The following is a 20975-nucleotide window of genomic DNA, read 5'->3' as shown; positions in this document are numbered from 1 at the left end:
GGTGGGGGAAAGGATGGGTGACTGCCCGGCCCACGCTAGGGATCGCGTGTTTCGGCAGCACCGCCGCCGCGGTTACCTCTCGAAGACGCCACGGTCACGCCGCGCCGAGGAGGGTGGTTAGCGTCCCGTCACAGATCGGAAACACGCCCCGGTTGCCTAGACTTCTCGGGTGCGTATCGACGTCGTCTCGATCTTCCCCTCGTTCTTCGATGTCCTGGAGGTCTCGCTGCTGGGGCGTGCCCGGGGCAACGGTCTGCTCGACATCCGCGTGCACGATCTGCGCGACCACACCCACGACCGCCACCGCACCGTCGACGACACCCCCTACGGCGGCGGGGCGGGCATGGTCATGAAGCCCGAGCCGTGGGGCGAGGCGATCGACGCCATCGCCGCCGATGCCGACGACCCGGTGTTCATCTTCCCCTCGCCCGCCGGCGAGGTCTTCACCCAGGCCACCGCGCGCGAGCTCGCCCAGGAGCGTCACCTGGTCTTCGGATGCGGTCGGTACGAGGGCATCGACGAGCGCGTCTTCTCCTACGCGGCCACCCGCGGGCGCGTGCGGCTGATGAGCCTCGGCGACTATGTGCTCAACGGGGGAGAGGTCGCCGCGATGGCGATGATCGAGGCCGTCGGCCGTCTCGTCCCCGGTGTCGTGGGCAACCCCGAGAGCCTGGTCGAGGAGTCCCACGAGGCGGGGCTGCTCGAGTACCCCTCGTACACGAAGCCGGCCTCATGGCGCGGCTACGACGTGCCCGACGTGCTGCTCAGCGGCCATCACGGGCGGGTGTCGCAGTGGCGGCACGACCAGCAGGTCGAGCGCACGCGCGAGCGTCGCCCCGACCTGCTCGCGGACTGACCGCGGGCGGCGTCGTCAGTCGACGCCGAGGAACGAGCGGTCGGTCAGGATGATCGGGCCGTCGGCGGTGAGGGCGACGGTGTGCTCGGAGTGCGCTCCGCGCGAACCGTCGGCGCTGCGCAGCGTCCACCCGTCGGGGTCGGTGATCAGCTCGTCGGTGGTCTGCAGCAGCCACGGCTCGAGTGCGACGACCAGACCGGCGCGCAGCGGGTAGCCGCGACCGGGCTTGCCGTCGTTGGGGATGTGCGGGTCGCCGTGCATGATGCGTCCCACCCCGTGCCCACCGAAGTCGGTGTTGATCTCGTACCCGCCGCCGCGGGAGACCTCGGCGATCGCGTGCGAGATGTCGCCCACGCGCCCGCCCACCACGGCCGCGGCGATCGCGGCATCCAGCGCGCGCTGGGTCGTGTCGATGAGCTGCAGGTCTTCGTCGCGCGGCGTGCCGACCACGAACGAGACGGCCGAATCGGCCACCCAGCCGTCGACCGAGACGGCGAAGTCGAGCGAGACGAGGTCGCCGTCGCGCAGCGTGTAGTCGAAGGGCAGGCCGTGCAGCACCGCGTCGTTGACCGACGTGCAGATCACCTTGCCGAACGGGCTCGCCCCGAACGACGGGTGGTAGTCGATGTAGCACGACTCCGCTCCGGCCCGACGGATCATCTCGTGGGCGCGCTTGTCGATCGTGAGCAGGTTCGTGCCCACCTTCGTCTCGGCACGCAGGGTCGCCAGCGTCTCGGCGACGAAACGGCCCGCGGGGCGCATGGCCTCGATCTCGGCAGGGGTGCGCAACTCGATCATCCTGATCCCTTCTTCAGGTTCCATTCTCCCCGACCGGCGTAGCATCGAAGTCATGTGGCTGCGACGCGCATTCTTCCTCTGGCTGATCCCGGCCGCCTTCGTTCTGCCGCTGTGGCTGGTCATCGCGTGGATCGCCACCGGATCCAACCCCTGGACGCTGCTGTGGGTCCTGCTGTCGGCGCCGATCGTCTTCGTCGGCCAGCTCATCCTCACCCTCCTCGTGCGCGCCCGCGGCACGGTGCGCACCGACCGTGCGGTCTCGTGGACCGACGTCGGTCTCATGGGCGCGTGGCACGTGCTCATCATCGCGCTCGGCTTCTTCGACAACCCGGCGTGGTGGGCCGTGTTCGGCCTGACGATGGCCGTGGGCGTGGCGCTGCTGTGGATGGGCTTCCGGCAGCTGTGGCTCGAGGCGCGCGGGTCGGTCGCCGTCGTGCGACGCACCTCCGAGGGCGTGGCCTACATCCCGCCGCAGCAGCAGGCGCCCCGCCGCGACGCGGACCCGGGCGTGTTCATCATCACCGAACGCGACGACCAGCGCTGAGCTCGCGCGGGCCGGTGGTTTGGAGCGGCCCCGTATCCGTGGCAGAATAGCTGTTTGTGCCCTGACAGGTCTCTGCCTCAGGGGAGCACGGCGTCGGCCTCCGGCGCCCGGGCACACCACATCCTTTCATCCACCCTCTCGCGATCGACCTGTGGCGGTCGCAGGAAGTGACGATCATGCAGATCCTCGACTCCGTCGACGCAGCATCCCTGCGCTCCGACATCCCCTCCTTCAACGCCGGCGACACCGTCAAGGTGCACGTCAACATCACCGAAGGCAACCGCTCGCGCATCCAGGTGTTCCAGGGTGTCGTCATCGGTCGCTCCGGCGACGGCGTGCGCGAGACCTTCACGGTGCGCAAGATCAGCTTCCAGGTGGGCGTGGAGCGCACCTTCCCGGTGCACAGCCCGGTGATCGACCACATCGAGGTCGTCACCCGCGGTGACGTGCGCCGCGCGAAGCTCTACTACCTGCGCGAGCTGCGTGGCAAGAAGGCCAAGATCAAGGAGAAGCGCGACAACTGACGCGCGACTCAGACGGATGCCCCGGGGAGAACCCCGGGGCATCCGTCGTTTTCCGGGCGGTGCGCGACGCATGCGCCCGGCGCGTGTGCGACCCTTGAGAGTCGACGCGCGCGCTTCGCAGACGCCCCGCCGTAGAGAAGGATGCAATGAGTTCGACCACCCCCGCCCCGGCGGATCATCCCTCCCCGGTGCCGCGCCGCTCGGTCGCCCGCCGCGGCCTCTGGCCGCTCGTGCGCGACGTGCTGGTCATCCTCCTCATCGCCGTCGTCGTCTCGGTGGTCGTCAAGGCCTTCCTCGTGCGCTCGTTCTACATCCCGTCGGGGTCGATGGAGCAGACGCTGCAGAAGGACGACCGCATCCTCGTCGACGAGCTGACCCCGCACTTCACCGGCTACGAACGCGGCGACGTCGTCGTCTTCCGCGACCCGGGCGGATGGCTGGACACCCCGCCCGAGCCGGAGCGGTCGGTGATCGTCGAGGCCGTGGACTGGGTGCTGTCGATGGTCGGCATCTCGGCATCCGACAGCGATGAGCACCTCATCAAGCGCATCATCGGCGTGCCCGGCGACCACGTGGTGTGCTGCGACGCCCTCGGAAAGACCACCGTCAACGGCGTGCCCATCGACGAGACGCCCTACCTCAACCTGGAGCCCGGTCAGAACGCACCCGAACCGGTGCCCTACGACGTGACCGTGCCCGACGACGCGCTGTGGGTGATGGGCGACAACCGCGACCACTCGCGCGACTCCCGCTACAACATGGAGCAGCCCTCGAAGGGGTTCGTGCCCCTGGACAACGTCGTGGGGCGCGCCTTCATCATCACCTGGCCGGTGGCCCGCTTCGGACTCATCGACTTCCACCACGACGTGTTCTCGGGAGTGCCCGAGCCGGACACCCAGTGACCGTCGTCGAGCCCCGCCTCACCGTCGAGCGCCGGCTGCTGCGCGAGCACGCGCTCGTGATCGCCTGCGACGAGGTGGGGCGCGGGGCTCTCGCCGGCCCCGTCGCGGTCGGCGTGGCCGCCGTGGATGCCGCGCGGGCGCGGCGCCGGGTGCCCGAGGGGCTCCGCGACTCCAAGCTCGTCGCCGCCGCCAAGCGGCCCGCCGTCGCCGACCGCGCCGCGGCGTGGGCGATGGCCACCGCCGTGGGCTGGTGCTCCGCCGACGAGATCGACCGGATCGGCATCATCCGGGCGCTCGGCACCGCCGCCACCCGTGCCATCGCCGAGCTGCGCGCCGTGGGCATCGTGCCCGAGGACGCGATCGTCATCCTCGACGGCAACCACGACTACATCACCCCGATCGCCGGGCCGGGGCTCACCGTGCGTCCGATCATCAAGGCCGACCGCGACTGCGCCTCGGCGGCCGCCGCCTCCGTGGTGGCCAAAGTCGCCCGCGACGATCTGATGGTGCGCCTCCACGACGACGCGCCGGTGTACGAGTGGTCGCGCAACAAGGGCTACGCCAGCGCCGAGCACCGCGCCGCCATCCGCTCGCACGGGCTCAGCGCCCACCACCGTTCGTCGTGGGCGATCGCAGACGCACCGACGCTGTTCTGACCCGCGCCTAGACTGGGAACACCATGGACGACGAAGTATTCGAGGACTACGACCGCGAGCTCGAGCTGGCGCTGTACAAGGAGTATCGCGACGTCGTGTCGCAGTTCCAGTACGTCATCGAGACCGAGCGCCGGTTCTATCTGGCCAACGACGTCAACGTCGTGCGCCGCGACACCGAGCACGACTTCTACTTCGAGATCTCCATGACCGACGTGTGGGTCTGGGACATCTACCGCGCCGACCGCTTCGTCAAGTCGGTGCGCGTGCTGACGTTCAAGGACGTCAACGTCGAAGAACTGCAGCGTCGCGACTTCCAGCTGCCCGACGAGCTCTCGCTCGACTCCTGAGCACAGCCTCCTCCACAGGCGGCTGATCCGGGGATCCGTCCCCCGATCGCCGCATCCGTCTCCCACGCGCGCACCCCGGTGGCCACCATCGGGGGATGGCTGACAAAGACGAGCGCGGGCGCGCCGGCGAAGACCGCGCGGCGGCGCACCTGCACGCCCGCGGGTGGCGGATCCTCGACCGCAACTGGCGCTGCCCGATCGGCGAGATCGACATCGTCGCCGAGCAGGGCCGCGACCTCATCGTCGTGGAGGTGAAGACGCGGCGGAGCGAGGCCTACGGGCATCCGTTCGCGGCAGTGGACGAGCGCAAGCGCCGGCGGCTGTGGAAGCTCGCGCGGGCGTGGTGCCTCGCCCACCCCGACCTCGCCCACGCCCGCGTGCTGCGGCTCGACCTGATCGGCATCATCGGCGACGACCCCGCCGTCGCCGCGCTCGAGCACCTCGAGGACCTGCGGTGACCATCGGGCGCACCTGGTCGGTCGTGCTCACCGGGCTCGTCGGCGACCTCGTCGAGATCGAGGCCGACCTCTCCAGTCACACCCCCGACTTCCGCATCATCGGTCTCGGCGACCGGGCCGTCGGAGAGGCGCAGCAGCGGGTGTCCAACGCCTGCGCCAACAGCGGGCTGCGGCTCGGCCGCCGCCGCCTCACCGTGAACCTGTCACCGGCGAGCCTGCCCAAGCACGGGTCGATCCTCGACGTCGGCATCGCCGTGGCCGCCGTCGCCACCGAGCACCCCCTCGACCAACGGTCGATCGCGCGCACGGTGCACCTGGGCGAGCTGGGTCTCGACGGGCGGCTGCGACCGGTGCCCGGTGTGCTGCCCGCGGTCATGGCGGCCGCACGGGCCGGGTACGAGCGCGTCGTGGTGCCCGCCGAGTGCGCCGCCGAAGCGGCACTCGTCGACCGTATCGAGGTCGTCGGGGCGCGCACCCTGCGTGAGGTCGCCCGCCGACACGGCCTCGCCCTCGACGGCGACGACCCCGCCGTCGACGAGTCGGTACCGCCGCCGACGGCGGGGGAGGTGGTCGAGGAGAGCGAGATACCCGACCTCGGTGACGTCGTCGGGCAGCGCGACGCGGTCGAGGCTCTCGTCATCGCCGCCGCCGGCGGCCACCACCTGCTGATGAGCGGCCCGCCGGGGGCCGGCAAGACCATGCTCGCCCGTCGGATGCCGGGGATCCTGCCACCGCTGGACGACGACGAGGCGCTGCAGGCCGCGGCCATCCGGTCGCTGTCGGGGCTGCCGGTCGATCGCCTGCGACGCACGCCGCCGTTCGAGGCGCCCCATCACAGCGCGAGCGTGGCCTCGCTCGTCGGCGGCGGCAGCCGCGTGGTTCGTCCGGGCGCCATCGCCCGGGCCAGCGGCGGGGTGCTCTTCCTCGACGAGGCGGGGGAGTTCGCCGCCCACGCGCTCGATGCGCTCCGCCAGCCGCTGGAGCAGGGGTGCATCGAGATCCACCGCGCCGGGTTCCGGGCGAGCTTCCCGGCACGGTTCCAGCTCGTGCTGGCCACCAACCCCTGCCCCTGCGGCAACCACGGCGTGCCGGGCGGGGAGTGCGTGTGCCCGCCCGCGGCGGTGCGCCGCTACCTCGGGCGGCTCAGCGGGCCGCTGCGCGATCGCGTCGACATCGAACTCGCCCTGCGGCGGGTGTCGCTGGCCCAGCTGCACAGCACCCGCACCGCGATGGCCACGGGCGAGGCGCGCGAGCGCGTCGCCCGGGCCCGCGCCCACGCCGCGGCCCGCCTGCGGGGCACGCCCTGGCGCACCAATGCCGAGGTGAGCGGCACGTGGCTGCGCACCGGCCCGGGCGCCCCGCCGCCGGCCGTGCGCGGACCGCTGGACGCGGCGCTCAGCCGGGGCGCACTCACCTTGCGCGGCTACGACCGCGTGCTGCGGGTGGCGTGGACCCTCGCCGACATGGCCGAACGCGGCAGCCTCGAGGTCGACGACGTCGGGCGGGCGCTGTTCCTCAAGAAGGGCGGCTACGCATGAGCCCCGCCCCGGCCGCGCCCTCTGCCGACGCCGAGGCGCGGGCTCACCTGAGCGTGCTCGGCGAACCCGGCGACGGCGCGCTCGGCGCAATGGTGGGTGCGCTCGGAGCCCCGCGCGCGCTCGAGCTCGCCCTCGGGAGCGCGCCGCTGCCCTCCGAGGCGCACGCCGCCGGCCTCGACGGCGCCGCCCTCGCCGACGGGCGGCGCCGCTGGCAGCCGCGCCGCGGCGACCTCGGGGCGGCCCTCGCCGATGCCGCGCGCGTGGGCGCCGCCCTCGTCACGCCGGATCATCCGCACTGGCCGCGACGGGTCGACGACCTCGGCCCGCATGCGCCGCTGTGCCTGTGGGTGCGCGGCGACACGGCCGCCCTCGTCGCCCCCGCCGCGGTCGCCGTCGTCGGAGCCCGCGCGGCGACCGGTTACGGCGAGCACGTCGCCGGCGAGCTCGCCGCCGCGCTGGCGGCGGCCGGGATCACGGTGGTCTCCGGGGCGGCCTACGGCATCGACGGGGCCGCACACCATGCGACCCTCGGCTCCGGCGGCTCGACCGTGGCCTTCCTCGCCGGGGGAGTGGACCGCGCCTATCCCGCCGGTCACCAGGAGCTGCTGCGACGCATCTGCGCACACGGCGCGGTGGTCTCGGAGGTGCCGTGCGGCTCGGCACCGACCAAGTGGCGGTTCCTGGCGCGCAACCGCGTGATCGCCGCCGCCTCCGACGCCACCGTCGTCGTCGAGGCCGGGTGGCGCAGCGGGTCGCTCAACACGGCGTCGCACGCGGCCGCGCTCGGCCGGCCCCTCGGCGCGGTGCCCGGCCCCATCACCAGCAGCGCCTCGGCGGGCTGCCACCGGCTGCTGCGCACCCACGACGCGGTGTGCATCACCGGCGCCGACGACGTGCTCGAGCTCATCGGCGAGAGCACCGCGACAGCGGCAGTCCCCGCGGGGCCGGAGCCGGGCGGCGACCAGACGCGGGTGCGCGACGCGCTGAGTGTGCGCACGGCGCGCTCGGTCGACGAGATCGCACGGCGCAGCGGGCTGTCGGCGGGCGCCGTGCAGTCCGTCCTCGGCCTCCTCGCCCTCACCGGCGCGGCGCGACGCGCGGATGCCGGATGGACGGCGGTCTCCGCGGCGGGGTGAACCCGACCCCGTCGCGGCTGCGCCCCGCCACCGAGACCGCATCGCGCTGCGCCCCGTCACCGCTGCGCCCCGCCCCGTCGCGTCCTCGCCACGCCCCGTCACCGGTGCGCCGCGCGCCGGCCGCGGCCACCGTGTCGCATGCTGGGACCATGCGGATCTCCGAGGCGGCGCAGCGCTACACGGCGCACCTGCGCGAGGTCCGTCGGCTGTCGGCGGCGACGGTGCGGGCCTACCGCTCCGACCTCGACGACCTCGCCGCCACGCTCGGCGACCCGGACGCGGGCGACGTCGACCTCGAGTCGCTGCGGGAGTGGCTGTGGGTGGCCACGCAGCGGGGACTGGCCCGCAGCACCCTGGCCCGGCGCACTGCCTGCGTGCGCGGGCTGTTCGCCTGGGCCGATGCCGAGGGCATCATCGACGGCGACCCGTCGCTGCGCCTGGTCGCGCCCAAGCGCGGGCGTTCACTGCCGAAGGTGGCCGCCGCCGACACGATGGCGCACCTGCTCGACGACGCCCGGACCGCCGCCGACGAGGGCGACCCGATCGCTCTGCGCGACGCCGCCGTGCTGGAGCTGCTCTACGCCGCCGGGCTGCGCGTGTCGGAGATCTGCGGCGTCGACATCGACGACCTCGACCCCGCCGCACGCACCGTGCGCGTCGTCGGCAAGGGCGACAAGGAGCGCGTGGTCCCCTACGGCGGCCCGGCGGCCACCGCGCTCGACCACTGGCTCGTGCGCGGCAGACCCGCGCTGGCGGCCCGCGCCGCGGCGCCCACCCCGGCGCTGTTCCTCGGCGTCCGGGGCGCCCGGCTCGGCACCCGCGCCGTCTACGACGTCGTCTCGGCCCGGGTCGCCCCCGCGATCGGCGAGGAGCGCGTCGGCCCCCACGCGCTGCGCCACTCCGCGGCCACGCACCTGCTCGACGGCGGGGCCGACCTGCGCACGGTGCAGGAGTTGCTCGGCCACGCGAGCCTGGGCACCACCCAGATCTACACCCACGTCTCGGCCGAGAAGCTCCAGGCGGCCTACCGCCTCGCCCACCCCCGCGCCTGACGGCCTCCCCGCGCCCCCGGCCGACCGCATCCGTCGGGCGGTCGCCGCGCGCGCAGCGGGGCCGTAACGTGGAACGCATGTCCCGTCGCCGCCTCGCCTCGTGTCTGCTCGCCCTCACCACCCTGGCCGGGAGCATGGCCCTCGCCGGCTGCGCACCCGAGCCCGCCCCCGTGGGCCCGCGGCTGACCGCCACGCCCGAGGTGCCGCGTCCCGGCGCCACCGACGCCGATGACGCGTCCACCGACGCGGCGGGGCCGGGTGTCGTGCCCGGATGCATCGACGGCGTGGTGCGCATCGGGGCCTCCTCCCAGGTCTTCGCCGTCACCGCCGACTGCCCCCGCCTCGAGGTCTCCGGCGCCGACGTGGAGGTGGCCGCCGCGGGCGTGGAGATCGGCGAGGTCATCGTGCGCGGCGACGGCAACACCGTCGAGGTCGCCGACCCCTCGCAGGTGATCATCGAGGGCCAGCGCAACACCGTGGATGCCGTCTCGATCGGCACGCTCGAGGTGCGCGGCAACGCCAATCAGGCCATCGTCGACCAGGCGCTGTCGTTCGTCACCGTCAACGGCAACACCAACAGCATCCAGGCCGGCCAGGTCGGCAGCGTGACCGACAACGGCGACGGGAACATCATCGGCTCGCGCTGAGCGCGCCTCGCAGCACGGCAGCAGCACCGCCCGCACCCGCTCCCTGAGCAGCGGAGTGGGATCGAGGTAGCGGCCGTCCTGGCGCACCCCGAGGTGCACGGTTCCCGCGGCGGCGTGACCGCCCGTGGACAGCGTGCCGACAGGGGAGCCCGCCGCCACCCTCGAGCCGGCGGCGACCGCCGGGTCCACCGGCTCGAGCGTCGAGACGAGTCCGCCGTCGTGGGCGATCGTGACCACGCCGCGGCCGGCGACCGCCCCGGCGAAGGCCACCGTGCCGGGCGCGGGGGAGAGCACCGGCACCGCCCCCGCCGGCTGCGGCCCCGCGATGTCGACGCCGCGGTGACCCGGGCCGTACTCGTGCGCGGGCTCGCGATAGGGCGCCACGATCACCCCGCCCGCCAGCGGCATCGTCCAGGGGGCCGGCCGCGGTTCGGATGCCGCGGACGCCGGCGTCGCGAACAGCAGCAGGACCCAGGTGAGCATCATGACGGGGCGCATGCCCCGAGTGTGCGCCGCCGGCGCCGCGGGTGGGCGGCGGAGGGGCGCAACGGTGGAGGAATCGGCCGGACACGCCGCGGGGGAGGAAGCCCCGCCACTGCTACACTGGAGGAGCACCTCGCAGGTCGGGGTGACTACGCGTGCCCAGAGCACCGCGGCGCCCCGCGTCCGGTGCGGCATCCACATCCCAGGTCTCGTCCCACGATCCCGTGACGACGAGCGGTGTGTGTGCCGGGTACCAGGCACGCCGCACCCTTCGGTGCGGCGAGATCAACCGCAACAGAATCAGGAGTACGACCATGGCCGTCGTCACCATTCGCCAGCTGCTCGACAGCGGCGTCCACTTCGGACACCAGACCCGCCGGTGGAACCCGAAAGTCAAGCGCTTCATCCTCACCGAGCGCTCCGGCATCCACATCATCGACCTGCAGCAGTCGCTGTCGTACATCGACAAGGCGTACGAGTACGTGCGCGAGACGGTCGCCCACGGCGGCACCGTGCTGTTCGTCGGCACCAAGAAGCAGGCCCAGGAAGTCATCGCCGAGCAGGCGACCCGCGTCGGCCAGCCCTACGTCAACCAGCGCTGGCTGGGTGGCCTCCTCACCAACTTCTCGACGGTGAGCAAGCGCCTCGCCCGCATGAAGGAGCTCGAGGAGCTCGACTTCGAGAACCCGGCTGCCAGCGGCTTCACCAAGAAGGAGCTCCTGCTCAAGAAGCGCGAGCTCGACAAGCTGCACAAGTCGCTCGGCGGTATCCGCAACCTGCAGAAGACCCCGTCGGCCATCTGGGTCGTCGACGCCAAGCGCGAGCACCTCGCCATCGACGAGGCCAAGAAGCTCGGCATCCCGGTGATCGGCATCCTCGACACCAACGCCGACCCCGACGAGTTCCAGTTCCCGATCCCCGGCAACGACGACGCGATCCGCTCGGTGGGCCTGCTCACCCGCATCATCGCCGACGCCGCCGCCGAGGGCCTCATCCAGCGCCACAACCCGACCGACGAGTCGGCCGAGGCTGAGCCGCTGGCCGACTGGGAGCGCGAGCTGCTCGAGACGCCGGCTGAGGCCGCCGCCGAGGAGCCCGTCGTCACCGACGTCGCCGAGGTCGAGACCGTCGCCACCGAGTCGGACGCCGACGTCGCCGGCGCCGAGGCCGCCACCGAGGCCGAGAAGGCCGCGGAGTAAGCCCGACCACCTCTTTCTGCCCGGCGTGGGCCGGGGCCACCACCCCGGCCCACGCCTGTCATCCACGAGACACGACACCAAGGGAGCCAACAGAATGGCCAACTTCACCATCGCCGACATCAAGGCCCTGCGCGAGCAGCTGGGCACGGGCATGGTCGACACCAAGAAGGCGCTCGAGGAGGCCGACGGCGACCTCGAGAAGGCCGTCGAGATCCTGCGCCTGAAGGGCGCCAAGGGCAACGCGAAGCGCGCCGACCGCTCCACGAGCGAGGGCCTGGTCGCCGCCAAGGAGCACGGCGGCGCCGTCACGCTGCTCGAGCTGAACACCGAGACCGACTTCGTCGCCAAGAACGAGCGCTTCATCGCGCTGGCCGACAAGGTGCTCGCCGCCGCCGCTGCCGCTTCGGCCGCGTCGGTCGACGAGGCGCTCGTCGCCGACGCCGACGGCCAGCCCGTCTCGCAGCTCATCTCGGACGAGGCCGCCATCATCGGCGAGAAGGTGGAACTGCGCCGCGTGCGCACCATCTCCGGCGAGAAGTTCGAGATCTACCTGCACAAGACCAGCAAGGACCTGCCCCCGCAGGTCGGCGTGGTCCTGGCCTACACGGGTGACGACGCCGAGACGGCGCGCAGCATCGCGCAGCACATCTCGTTCGCCAACCCCACCTACCTCACGCGCGAGGACGTCCCCGCCGACGAGGTCGAGAAGGAGCGCCAGCTCGTCACCGAGATCTCGCGCAACGAGGGCAAGCCCGAGGCCGCCCTGCCGAAGATCGTCGAAGGCCGTGTCGGCGCGTTCTACAAGCAGGTCGCCCTGCTCGACCAGGACTACGCGAAGGACAACAAGCTGTCCGTCGCCAAGGTCGCCGAGGCCGCCGGTATCACCATCACCGACTTCGCCCGCTTCAAGGTCGGCGCGTAAGTCGTTCAGGGGCCCGCATCGCATCCGTGATGCGGGCCCCTTTTCCATGCCCGCCTTCCGCTAATGTGCAACCGACGAGAGGAACCCCTGAGTGATCGATGAGAACACCGGACGCCGTCGCGTCCTGTTGAAGCTGTCCGGTGAGGCCTTCGGGGGTGGCGCACTCGGGGTCAATCCCGATGTCGTCGGTCAGATCGCGCGCGAGATCGCCGCAGCGGCCGACGAGGTCGAGATCTCGATCGTCGTCGGTGGCGGCAACTTCTTCCGCGGCGCCGAGCTGAGCCAGCGCGGCATGGACCGCGGCCGCGCCGACTACATGGGGATGCTCGGCACCGTCATGAACGCCCTCGCGCTGCAGGACTTCCTCGAGCAGGCCGGCGCCGCGACCCGCGTGCAGTCGGCCATCTCGATGACCCAGGTCGCCGAGCCCTACATCCCGCGGCGCGCCGAGCGTCACATGGAGAAGGGCCGCGTCGTCATCTTCGGCGCCGGTGCGGGCCTGCCCTACTTCTCCACCGACACCGTCGCCGCCCAGCGCGCCCTCGAGATCGGCGCCGACGAGGTGCTGGTCGCCAAGAACGGCGTCGACGGGGTCTACACCGCCGATCCGAAGAAGGATCCGACGGCCACCCGCATCGACCGCATCACCTACAGCGACGCGCTGCAGCAGGGCCTCAAGGTCGTCGACTCGACCGCGTTCAGCCTGTGCATGGACAACGGCATCGACATGCGCGTGTTCGGCATGGAGCCGGCCGGCAACGTCACCCGGGCACTGCTGGGCGAGCGCATCGGCACGCTGGTCACCATCTGAGGCGGCGCAGGCCCGCCCACTAGACTTGACCGACGCTACGACGAATGGAGTGACCGTGATCGCCGACATCCTGGCCGACACGAAAACGCGCATGGCCCGGGCCGTGGAGGCGGCGAAGGAAGACTTCGCGACCGTCCGCACCGGACGCGCGAACCCGCAGATGTTCCAGAAGATCCTGGTCGACTACTACGGCACGCCCACGCCGCTGGCACAGCTCGCCTCGCTCAACAACCCGGAGGCGCGCACCATCGTCGTGACGCCCTACGACAAGTCCGCCCTGAAGGCGATCGAGCAGGCCATCCGCGACACGCCGAACCTCGGCGCCAACCCGACCAACGACGGCAACATCGTGCGCGTGACGCTGCCCGAGCTGACCGAGGAGCGCCGCAAGGAGTACGTGAAGCTCGTGCGCTCCAAGGGCGAGGATGCCAAGGTGCACCTGCGCGGCATCCGTCGCAAGGCCAAGGACGAGCTCGACGCGCTCAAGAGCGACGTCGGCGAGGACGAGCTGGTGCGTGCGGAGAAGGAGCTCGACGGGCTCACCCGCGTGCACGTGGACGAGGTGGACGAGGCGCTCAAGCGCAAAGAGGCCGAGCTCCTCGAGGTCTGACACCCATGACCCAGGTTCACCGATGACACCGGATCCCGCGGACGGGACGTCGCCCGAAGGCGACGTCCCTCTCACGCGTGCCGAGGCGCGACGCGCCGGCGACGCCGCCGCGTCGTCATCGTTCCAGTCGCACGTGCGGGCGGCGCGCTCAGAGTTCGAGCAGCAGATCGACCGCGCCCGCGCCGACTTCGAGCACGCCAACGAGCGCATCAACGCCCGCACCGGCCGCAACCTGTTCCTCGCCACCGCGATCGGCGTGGGCATCGGGCTGCTGGTGCTCGGGTCGCTGCTGTGGATCAAGTGGCTGTTCCTGGTGTTCGCCATCCCGCTGTGCCTGCTCGGGGTGTTCGAGTTCGCCCGCGCGCTGCAGGGCGCGGGGCGCAAGGTCGACGTGTGGGCGCAGCTGGCCGTCGGTGCGGTGATCATGCTGAGCGCGGCCTTCCTCGGCCACTGGACCCATTGGGTGCTCACCTTCGCCGCCGTGGCGATCGTCGTGATCTGGCGCATGATCGCCCAGATGGCGACGCAGGACGGTCGCCGCTACGCCGACGTGCTCTCCGACGTGCTCGTGGCCGGTCTCATCCCGATGTACGTCCCGTTCCTGGCGAGCCTTGCCCTCGTGCTGCTGCGTCAGGAGCAGGGCGAGCTGTGGGTGCTGACCATGCTGGTCGTCGTCGTCGCCGCCGACACGGGCGCCTACGCCAGCGGGCTGGCCTTCGGCCGGCATCCGATGGCCCCCAAGATCAGCCCGAAGAAGACCTGGGAGGGCTTCGCCGGTGCACTGGCCGCCTCGCTGATCGCCGCGATCCTCATGAGCGTCTTCCTGCTGCACCTGCCCATCTGGGCCGGCGCGGTCTTCGGCGTGCTCGTGCTGGTGACGGCGACCATCGGCGACCTGGGCGAGTCGATGATCAAACGCGACATGGGCATCAAGGACATGAGCTCGTGGCTCCCCGGCCACGGCGGCGTGCTCGACCGGCTCGACAGCATCCTCCCGTCGGCGCCGGTGGCGCTCGGCCTGTACATCCTGTTCTTCCCGATGGTGGTGGCATGACCCTGGAGAGCCCGACGACGACCTTCCCGCTGGCCCCGGGCCGGCAGAAGGGATACGACCCCGAGGCGGTCGATGCGTTCCTGCTGCGGGCGCGCGACGCGTTCGAGGCGCGCGAGGGGGAGCTCACCTCCGCGGAGATCCGTCGCACGGCGTTCCGGCTGGTGCGCCGCGGGTACGACGTGGGAGCCGTGGACGCCGCCCTCGGCCGTCTGGAAGACGCGTTCGCCGCGCGCGAGCGCGAGGGCGCTCTCTCGCGTGCGGGCGCACGGGCCTGGGTCGGTCAGTCGCGCAAGCTCGCCCAGGAGATCCTCGACCGGGTGAGCCGTCCCGAGCGGCACCGGTTCCGTCGGGCGGGCTTCCTGCACTTCGGCTACCGCATCGACGAGGTCGACATCGTCGCCGATCGCATCGCCGCCCACCTCGAGTCGGGCGAGCCCCTCACCCCCGACCAGATCCGCAGCGTCGCCTTCCGTATGCAGCGGCGCGGCTACGACGAGACGCAGGTCGACGCGGTGCTGGATGCCGTCGTCGAGGTCATGCTCGCCGTCGGATGACCCCCGTGTCCCACCGCTCCAGCGCCGCGGCGAGACGCGCCGAGACGCCACCGATGACAGCGTCCGCCCCTCCCGCTAGACTGGCCCGACTGTGACTTCCGGAAACGAGCTGACTCCCGCCTCCTCGTCGACGGCCCCCGCCCGTCGCTCCGCCGCGCGTCCGCCGGTGCGCACGAGGCAGCGCTGGTCGCGTCGCCGCGGTGTGCTGGGTGTGTTCGCCGCCGTCGCCGTGGCCGGTTTCGCCGCGTCCGCGATCGCGCCGCTGGGCGCCGTCACGTCGCAGGCGCACGCCGCCGAGCTCGAGCCGATCTCGCTCTATGCGAGCACGATCGCCGACGCGCAGGCCCTCGTCGCGGCATCCGACGAACCCGACACCACCCTGCAGCGCGACGCCCTCAGCTACACCGTGTACGTCACCCCCAAGCCGACCCCCACCCCGACCCCTGTCGCGGCGGCGAAGAAGTCGACCTCGTCGGGTTCGTCCGGTTCGTCGGGCTGGGCCCCGCCGTTCGTCTCGCCCGACCCGGGCAGCGCGCAGGCCATCGCCTACGAGATGGTGCGCGCCCGCGGCTGGGGCGACGACCAGTTCGCCTGCCTCGTCGCGCTGTGGAAGAAGGAATCGGGCTGGCGCGTCAACGCCTACAACAAGGGCAGCGGCGCCTACGGCATCCCGCAGGCCCTTCCCGGCAGCAAGATGGCCTCCGCCGGCGCCGACTGGGAGACCAACCCGGCCACGCAGATCTCGTGGGGTCTGGGATATGTCGGCGGACGTTACGGCACCCCCTGCGGCGCGTGGGACCACTCCCAGCGCAAGGGCTGGTACTGACCTCATGCCTCGCGCGAACCGTCGCCGGCCTTCCGGCGGCGACGAGTCGTTCGAGCGCCTGCTGAGCGGCTGGAAGCGCACCGAGACCCGCCGCGGGCGCGAGTGGACCGTGCAGCCGGTCTCGGCGGCGCAGGCGCAGAAGGACTACATCTGCCCGGGATGCGCGCGCACGATCGGTCCCGGCACCGCCCACGTGGTGGTGTGGCGCGCCGACGGCGTGCTCGGCGACACCGCCGACCTCGCCGCGCGACGCCACTGGCACGCCGCCTGCTGGAAGACCGCCTGACGACGCGGGCGCCCGACCCGCCGCCCCACCCCAACCTCGACGGGAGACCCATGGAGATCCGTGGACCGGTGCTGCTGCCCGCACGCCGTGAAGACATCGAGCTGCACACCCTCGACGACCTCACCCTCGTGGGCGAACTGGCCCTGCCCGTCGACCGCGACCCGGTCGCGACGCTCGTGACGCTGCACCCGCTGCCCACGGCGGGCGGGTTCATGGACTCCCACATCCTGCGCAAGGCCGCGGGGCGTCTTCCCGCCCTCGCCGACCTGGCCGTGCTGCGCTTCAACACCCGTGGCACCACCTCGCCCCGGGGCACCAGCCAGGGGACCTTCGACGGGGGCGCGTCCGAGGCGCTCGATGTCGCGGCGGCCGTCGACTTCGCGCGGGAGCGCGGACTGCCGCGGCCGTGGCTGGTGGGATGGTCCTTCGGCACCGAGCTCGCGCTGAAGTACGGCCGCGACCACGACGTGGCGGGGATCATCCTGCTGTCGCCGCCGCTGCACCGCGCCACCGCCGAGGAGGTCGCGGCGTGGGCGGGGGACACCCGCCCCCTGATCGTGCTCGTGCCCGAGTTCGACGACTACCTGCGCCCCGACGAGGCGCGCGAGCGGTTCGCCGCCGTGCCGCACGCCCAGGTCATCGCCGTCGAGGGCGGCAAGCACCTCTGGGTCGGCGAGAACCAGACCCGCCGCGTGCTCACCGAGATCGTCGCCGCGGTGAACCCCGACGCTCTCCCGCTGCCGCAGGAATGGGACGGCGAGCCGGCCTGACCGCCCGGGTCAGAGCTCGTTCTGCCGCGGGATCAGCACCTGGCGGTAGATGATCAGGATGCTCGCGGCCACCGGGATGGCGATGAGCGCGCCCAGCAGGCCCAGCAGCGAGCCGCCGGCCAGCGCCGCGATCACGACGACCGCGCCGGGCACCGAGACGGCGCGGTTCATGATGCGCGGCGACAGGAAGTACGCCTCCACCTGCATGTAGACGACGTACCAGATGAGGGCCACGAGCGCCGTCAGCGGCGACCCGAGGCCCGGGATGAGGCAGACCAGCACGATGATCGCCGAGCCGGTGAGGGTACCCACCAGCGGGATCAGCGAGAAGAAGAAGGCGATGACGGCCAGCACCGCGGGGAAGGGCGCCTGGATGATCGTGAGGAAGATCGCGCTCAACACGCCATTGATGACGCCGAGGGTGACCTGACCCATGACGTAGTAGCCGACCGATGCGGTGATCTGCTCCGAGAGGTCGATGAACCGCTCCCGCTTGGAGGCGGGCACCAGCTGGTACACCGACGCCTTCAGCGACGGGGTGGAGGAGGTGAAGTAGATCGTGAGGATCAGCACGATCAGCGCGCCGGTGAACCCGGCCGCGATCGCCGCGCCGATGCTGATGATCGCGCCGCCGGCGGCGGTGCCGACCTGGGCGAGGTCGAGGCTCGCGTACCAGTCGGAGATGTAGCGGAAGACCTCGTCGACGTTGAGCATCGGGAAGGTGTCGGTCAGCCACTGCCGCAGCGTCTCGACGGGGTCGAAGTCGCCCTCGACGACGTTCTCGATCAGCGTCTGGATCTGCTGCACGAGCTGACCGATCTGCTGCACGATCACCGGCACGACGATGAGGATGATCGCCGCGAACACGCCGAGCACGAACACGAAGGTCACCAGCAGCGCCGCCCAGCGCGGCAGACCGCGTCGGGTGAGCCAGGTGACCAGCGGGTCGAGTCCGAGTGACAGGAACAGCGCCGTGCCCACGTACAGCAGGATCGTCGACAGGGAGTTGACGCTGTTGATCAGCAGCACCCCGACGCCCACCCCGAGGGTGGCCACCAGAGCGGTGCGGAACGGATGCTGGAGTTTCACGCGAGCCTTGCCTTCCCTCGGTTCTTCGACAATAGCCACGCCGCGCGCCCCGGACCGCGCGACAGGCCCCTCCCGGGCGACATTCAGGCGATTTCGCTAGTCTGGAACGTCGAATGTGCTTCCCCCGCGTGCGCCGCGGCGGCCACGCCGAGCGCGGGGAGCGGAGAGAGGTTTCGTTTCGTGCGTTTCGTATGGGCGGTGGTCGCGTTCGTGCTCGCGACCCTGATGATCGGGGCCGGCATCGCCCAGCGCACCGTGATGCAGGGTCCGACGTCGCAGACCCAGGCGATCTCCGTCGAAGACTCGGCGCCGTACGTGCTCGTCGACGGCGCGGTGCTCAGCAGCCAGGCCGGCGCCCAGACCTTCCGTGCCACCGCCGACGGCACGATCTTCGCCGCCTACGGACGCACCGACGACCTGAAGGCGTGGCTGGCTCGCACCGACTACGCCGAGGTGTCGATGGACGGCACCGAGGTCACGACCGCGCACGTGAATGCCGACGAGCCGGTCATCGGTGAAGACGGCGCCCCGGTGCCGCTGAGCCCGCTGGAGTCCGACCTCTGGCTCGACCAGTTCCAGCAGGACGACGTGCTCATCGCCTCGGTGAGCCTCCCCGCCGACATGAGCCTGCTCGTGGCCACCGACGGCGTCGAGGACGCACCCCAGACGATGTCGGTCACCTGGCCGATCACGCAGACGACGCCGTGGGCGGGCCCCCTGATCCTCGGCGGCGCCATCCTCATGGCCGTCGGACTCGTGCTCTATGTGCTGGCCGTGCGCCATGTGCGCCGCTCGCGCGGCCCGCGCCGCCGCGGTCTGCCGATGCCGGTGACCGAGCCCATCGCCGTCGCCGGCGGCGACGGCGCCGACAAGGGCGTCATCAGCGCCTCGCCGAGCCGTCGCCAGCTCACCCCCCGCAACCGCAAGATGGTCATCCTGCCGGTCGTCGCCGTCGTGGGCCTGCTGGCCAGCGGCTGCTCGGCCGACGCCTGGCCGCAGCTGCCCGCCGCCGAGAGCCCCAGCCCGACGGCCACGGTCGTCGTTCCCGAGGGCCAGGACGCCCCGCCGGCGGTCACCGAGCAGCAGGCGGCGCGCATCATCGGCAAGATCGCCGAGCAGGTCGCCTCCGCCGACGAGGCCAACGACGCCGACCTGGCCGCGACGCGGCTCGACGGACCGGAGCTGGCCGCGCGCACGACCAACTACACGCTGCGCAGCCAGATCCCCGAGTACGCCGCTCCCACCGCGATCCCCGACTCCGACATCAAGCTGCTGCTGCCGGAGGCCTACGCCGGCTGGCCGCGCAGCTTCTTCGCCGTCGTCGCCGATGCCACCACCGGCACCGACAAGGTGATGGCCGTCACCCAGGCCGATCCCTGGTCGAACTACAAGCTCTCGTCGATCGCCGACCTCGTCACCGAGGCCGCGCGCAACGTCGCCCCCGCCTACATCGGCGCGCAGCAGGTGCAGCCCGACTCGCCGTTCCTGATGATCGCCCCGCAAGAGCTCGCCGCCGCCTACGCCGACGTCATCGACAACGGCGACGCCAGCCAGTACGCCGGCCTCTTCGCCGACGACAGCTTCCGCGCCCAGGTCATCGCCAACCGCGACAGCCAGAAGCAGACCTTCGATCAGACCGGTGCCAGCACCGGCACGATCAGCTTCGACGCGTCGGCGGGCACGCAGCCGCCGCTGTCGCTGGCGACCCTCGACAGCGGGGCGATCGTGGCCGTGACGGTGAACGAGACCGAGACGGTCGCACCGACCACCACCGACGCGGTGATCAAGGTCGATGACAACGCCGTCGTGAAGACGCTCACCGGGCAGACCCAGTCGGCCAGCGGGTTCACGACGACCTACTCCGACCAGCTGTTCTTCTTCGTCCCCGCCCAGAGCTCGAGCGAGCGCATCGAGTTCCTCGGCTATTCGTCCAACATCCTCGAAGCGAAAGTGAAGCAGTGATGAGCGATCAGGCTCCCGGTGCCGTCTTGAGAGGTGCAGTCGACCTGTCGTCGCTGCGCTCCCGTCCCGCCGCTCCCGCCGGTGCGGCCACCGCGACCGCGCCGGGCGCAGCCGACGGCGCCCTGCCGCTCGTGTTCGACGCGACGGATGCCACCTTCCCGCAGGTGCTCGAGCTCTCGCGCACCGTGCCCGTGGTCGTCGACCTCTGGGCCGAGTGGTGCGGCCCCTGCAAGCAGCTGAGCCCCATCCTCGAGAAGCTCGTCGAAGAGCTCGGCGGACGCCTGGTGCTGGCCAAGGTCGACGTCGACGCGAATCCGCAGCTGGCCCAGGGCTTCCGCGCGCAGTCGATCCCGATGGTCGTGGCACTCGTCGCCGGCCAGCCGGTGCCGCTGTTCAACGGCGCCGTGCCCGAGCAGCAGGTGCGCGAGGTGTTCACCCAGCTGCTGCAGCTGGCCGCCCAGCACGGCGTCACCGGCACCGTGCCGGTCGGCGCGCCCGGCGAGGAGGCGCAGGAGCCCGCGGAGCCGCCCCTGCCGCCGCTGCACCAGGAGGCCTTCGACGCGATCGAGGCCGCCGACTACGCCGCCGCGGTCAGCGCCTACGAGCGCGCCCTCGCTGAGAACCCCCGCGACGAGCAGGCCCGCGCCGGCCTCGGCCAGGTGCGGCTGCTGCTGCGCGTCGACGGCGCCGACCTCGCCGCCGCCCGCGCCGCCGCCGCCGCGGCGCCCCTCGACGTGGACGCGCAGCTGGCCGTCGCCGATCTCGACCTCGCCGGCGGTCACGTCGACGACGCGTTCGAGCGCCTGCTCGATCTGTTCGCCGCCCTCCCCGCCGACGAGCGTGGTCCGGTGCGCGAGCGGCTACTGGAGCTGTTCGGCCTGGTCGGCGACGCCGACCCCCGCGTGGGCCGTGCCCGCGGGCGGCTGGCGAGCCTGCTGTTCTGAGCCCCGC

At 72.0% G+C, this 20975-nt stretch carries 24 protein-coding genes and 1 pseudogene; 22 read left to right on the top strand and 3 right to left on the bottom strand.

Annotated features, from left to right (window positions below):
• Positions 1-169 precede the first annotated feature (169 nt).
• Positions 170-856, top strand: a complete 687-nt coding sequence (gene trmD, locus N3K63_RS08465; RefSeq protein ID WP_261579714.1) for a tRNA (guanosine(37)-N1)-methyltransferase TrmD — start codon at positions 170-172, stop codon at positions 854-856.
• A gap of 15 nt (positions 857-871) precedes the next feature.
• Here the strand turns inward: trmD and map are convergent, their stop codons facing one another.
• Positions 872-1654, bottom strand: a complete 783-nt coding sequence (gene map, locus N3K63_RS08460) for a type I methionyl aminopeptidase (RefSeq protein WP_261579713.1) — start codon at positions 1652-1654, stop codon at positions 872-874.
• Between the two features lie 52 nt (positions 1655-1706).
• On the opposite strand from map, the gene N3K63_RS08455 reads away from it, so the two are divergent.
• From N3K63_RS08455 to N3K63_RS08410, 10 genes are all read left to right on the top strand, one after another.
• Positions 1707-2198, top strand: a complete 492-nt coding sequence (locus N3K63_RS08455; protein WP_261579712.1) for an MFS transporter permease — start codon at positions 1707-1709, stop codon at positions 2196-2198.
• Positions 2199-2374: 176 nt separating this feature from the next.
• Complete coding sequence (gene rplS / locus N3K63_RS08450) at positions 2375-2722, top strand: 50S ribosomal protein L19 (RefSeq protein WP_261579711.1); 348 nt, start codon at positions 2375-2377, stop codon at positions 2720-2722.
• A 146-nt stretch (positions 2723-2868) separates the two neighbouring features.
• Complete coding sequence (lepB, locus tag N3K63_RS08445; protein WP_261579710.1) at positions 2869-3624, top strand: signal peptidase I; 756 nt, start codon at positions 2869-2871, stop codon at positions 3622-3624.
• Positions 3621-4280, top strand: coding sequence for a ribonuclease HII (locus N3K63_RS08440; RefSeq protein WP_261579709.1), 660 nt, complete (start codon positions 3621-3623; stop codon positions 4278-4280). Before lepB ends, N3K63_RS08440 begins: the two co-directional genes overlap by 4 nt.
• A 23-nt stretch (positions 4281-4303) precedes the next feature.
• Positions 4304-4627, top strand: a complete 324-nt coding sequence (locus N3K63_RS08435) for a DUF2469 domain-containing protein (RefSeq protein WP_261579708.1) — start codon at positions 4304-4306, stop codon at positions 4625-4627.
• 95 nt (positions 4628-4722) lie between these two features.
• Entirely contained in the window at positions 4723-5085 is a 363-nt protein-coding gene (locus N3K63_RS08430) for a YraN family protein (RefSeq protein ID WP_261579707.1), read from the top strand.
• A complete protein-coding gene (locus N3K63_RS08425; protein ID WP_261579706.1) occupies positions 5082-6623 on the top strand; it encodes a YifB family Mg chelatase-like AAA ATPase in 1542 nt (513 codons plus the stop codon). Before N3K63_RS08430 ends, N3K63_RS08425 begins: the two co-directional genes overlap by 4 nt.
• Positions 6620-7759, top strand: a complete 1140-nt coding sequence (gene dprA / locus N3K63_RS08420) for a DNA-processing protein DprA (RefSeq protein ID WP_261579705.1) — start codon at positions 6620-6622, stop codon at positions 7757-7759. Before N3K63_RS08425 ends, dprA begins: the two co-directional genes overlap by 4 nt.
• A gap of 149 nt (positions 7760-7908) precedes the next feature.
• Positions 7909-8811: a tyrosine recombinase XerC gene (locus N3K63_RS08415; RefSeq protein WP_261579704.1), complete on the top strand. Its 903-nt coding sequence runs from the start codon at positions 7909-7911 to the stop codon at positions 8809-8811.
• Between the two features lie 77 nt (positions 8812-8888).
• The gene (locus tag N3K63_RS08410; RefSeq protein WP_261580094.1) at positions 8889-9458 is read left to right on the top strand and encodes a hypothetical protein; all 570 of its coding nucleotides are present in this window, start codon (positions 8889-8891) and stop codon (positions 9456-9458) included.
• 117 nt (positions 9459-9575) lie between these two features.
• Here N3K63_RS08410 and N3K63_RS08405 read toward each other — a convergent pair.
• A pseudogene (locus N3K63_RS08405) lies at positions 9576-9866 on the bottom strand (peptidoglycan DD-metalloendopeptidase family protein); the annotation flags it as partial.
• A 389-nt stretch (positions 9867-10255) separates the two neighbouring features.
• Here N3K63_RS08405 and rpsB point away from each other — a divergent pair.
• The 9 genes from rpsB to N3K63_RS08360 all read left to right on the top strand — a co-directional run bounded on the left by rpsB (position 10256) and on the right by N3K63_RS08360 (position 16973).
• Positions 10256-11140, top strand: a complete 885-nt coding sequence (rpsB, locus tag N3K63_RS08400; RefSeq protein ID WP_261579703.1) for a 30S ribosomal protein S2 — start codon at positions 10256-10258, stop codon at positions 11138-11140.
• A gap of 94 nt (positions 11141-11234) precedes the next feature.
• On the top strand, positions 11235-12062 hold the full coding sequence (gene tsf / locus N3K63_RS08395; protein ID WP_261579702.1) for a translation elongation factor Ts: 828 nt from the start codon (positions 11235-11237) through the stop codon (positions 12060-12062).
• A 91-nt stretch (positions 12063-12153) separates the two neighbouring features.
• On the top strand, positions 12154-12873 hold the full coding sequence (gene pyrH, locus N3K63_RS08390) for a UMP kinase (protein ID WP_261579701.1): 720 nt from the start codon (positions 12154-12156) through the stop codon (positions 12871-12873).
• A 55-nt stretch (positions 12874-12928) separates the two neighbouring features.
• Positions 12929-13483 (top strand): ribosome recycling factor, encoded by a 555-nt coding sequence (frr, locus tag N3K63_RS08385; RefSeq protein WP_261579700.1) that lies wholly within the window; start codon positions 12929-12931, stop codon positions 13481-13483.
• 22 nt (positions 13484-13505) lie between these two features.
• Positions 13506-14537: a phosphatidate cytidylyltransferase gene (locus N3K63_RS08380; RefSeq protein ID WP_261579699.1), complete on the top strand. Its 1032-nt coding sequence runs from the start codon at positions 13506-13508 to the stop codon at positions 14535-14537.
• Positions 14534-15091 carry a DivIVA domain-containing protein gene (locus tag N3K63_RS08375; protein WP_261579698.1) on the top strand — a complete coding sequence of 186 codons (558 nt, stop codon included), beginning with the start codon at positions 14534-14536 and terminating at the stop codon, positions 15089-15091. The genes N3K63_RS08380 and N3K63_RS08375 overlap by 4 nt, the downstream gene beginning before the upstream one ends.
• A 91-nt stretch (positions 15092-15182) precedes the next feature.
• Complete coding sequence (locus N3K63_RS08370; RefSeq protein WP_261579697.1) at positions 15183-15917, top strand: aggregation-promoting factor C-terminal-like domain-containing protein; 735 nt, start codon at positions 15183-15185, stop codon at positions 15915-15917.
• A 4-nt stretch (positions 15918-15921) separates the two neighbouring features.
• Entirely contained in the window at positions 15922-16203 is a 282-nt protein-coding gene (locus tag N3K63_RS08365) for a hypothetical protein (protein ID WP_261579696.1), read from the top strand.
• A gap of 50 nt (positions 16204-16253) precedes the next feature.
• On the top strand, positions 16254-16973 hold the full coding sequence (locus N3K63_RS08360; RefSeq protein ID WP_261579695.1) for an alpha/beta hydrolase: 720 nt from the start codon (positions 16254-16256) through the stop codon (positions 16971-16973).
• A 9-nt stretch (positions 16974-16982) separates the two neighbouring features.
• On the opposite strand, the gene N3K63_RS08355 is transcribed toward N3K63_RS08360, so the two are convergent.
• Complete coding sequence (locus N3K63_RS08355) at positions 16983-18062, bottom strand: AI-2E family transporter (RefSeq protein WP_261579694.1); 1080 nt, start codon at positions 18060-18062, stop codon at positions 16983-16985.
• A 180-nt stretch (positions 18063-18242) separates the two neighbouring features.
• Here N3K63_RS08355 and N3K63_RS08350 point away from each other — a divergent pair, with 180 nt between their 5' ends.
• Both N3K63_RS08350 and N3K63_RS08345 read left to right on the top strand, forming a co-directional pair.
• Positions 18243-20024, top strand: a complete 1782-nt coding sequence (locus N3K63_RS08350) for a glycosyl transferase (protein ID WP_261579693.1) — start codon at positions 18243-18245, stop codon at positions 20022-20024.
• Entirely contained in the window at positions 20024-20968 is a 945-nt protein-coding gene (locus N3K63_RS08345) for a tetratricopeptide repeat protein (RefSeq protein ID WP_261579692.1), read from the top strand. The genes N3K63_RS08350 and N3K63_RS08345 overlap by 1 nt, the downstream gene beginning before the upstream one ends.
• Positions 20969-20975 lie beyond the last annotated feature (7 nt).

It is taken from the genome of Microbacterium festucae, assembly GCF_025421715.1.
Classification (GTDB): Bacteria; Actinomycetota; Actinomycetes; order Actinomycetales; family Microbacteriaceae; genus Microbacterium; species Microbacterium festucae.
Note: the sequence above shows the minus strand (reverse complement) of the source record. Positions and strands in the feature narration are given on the sequence as shown.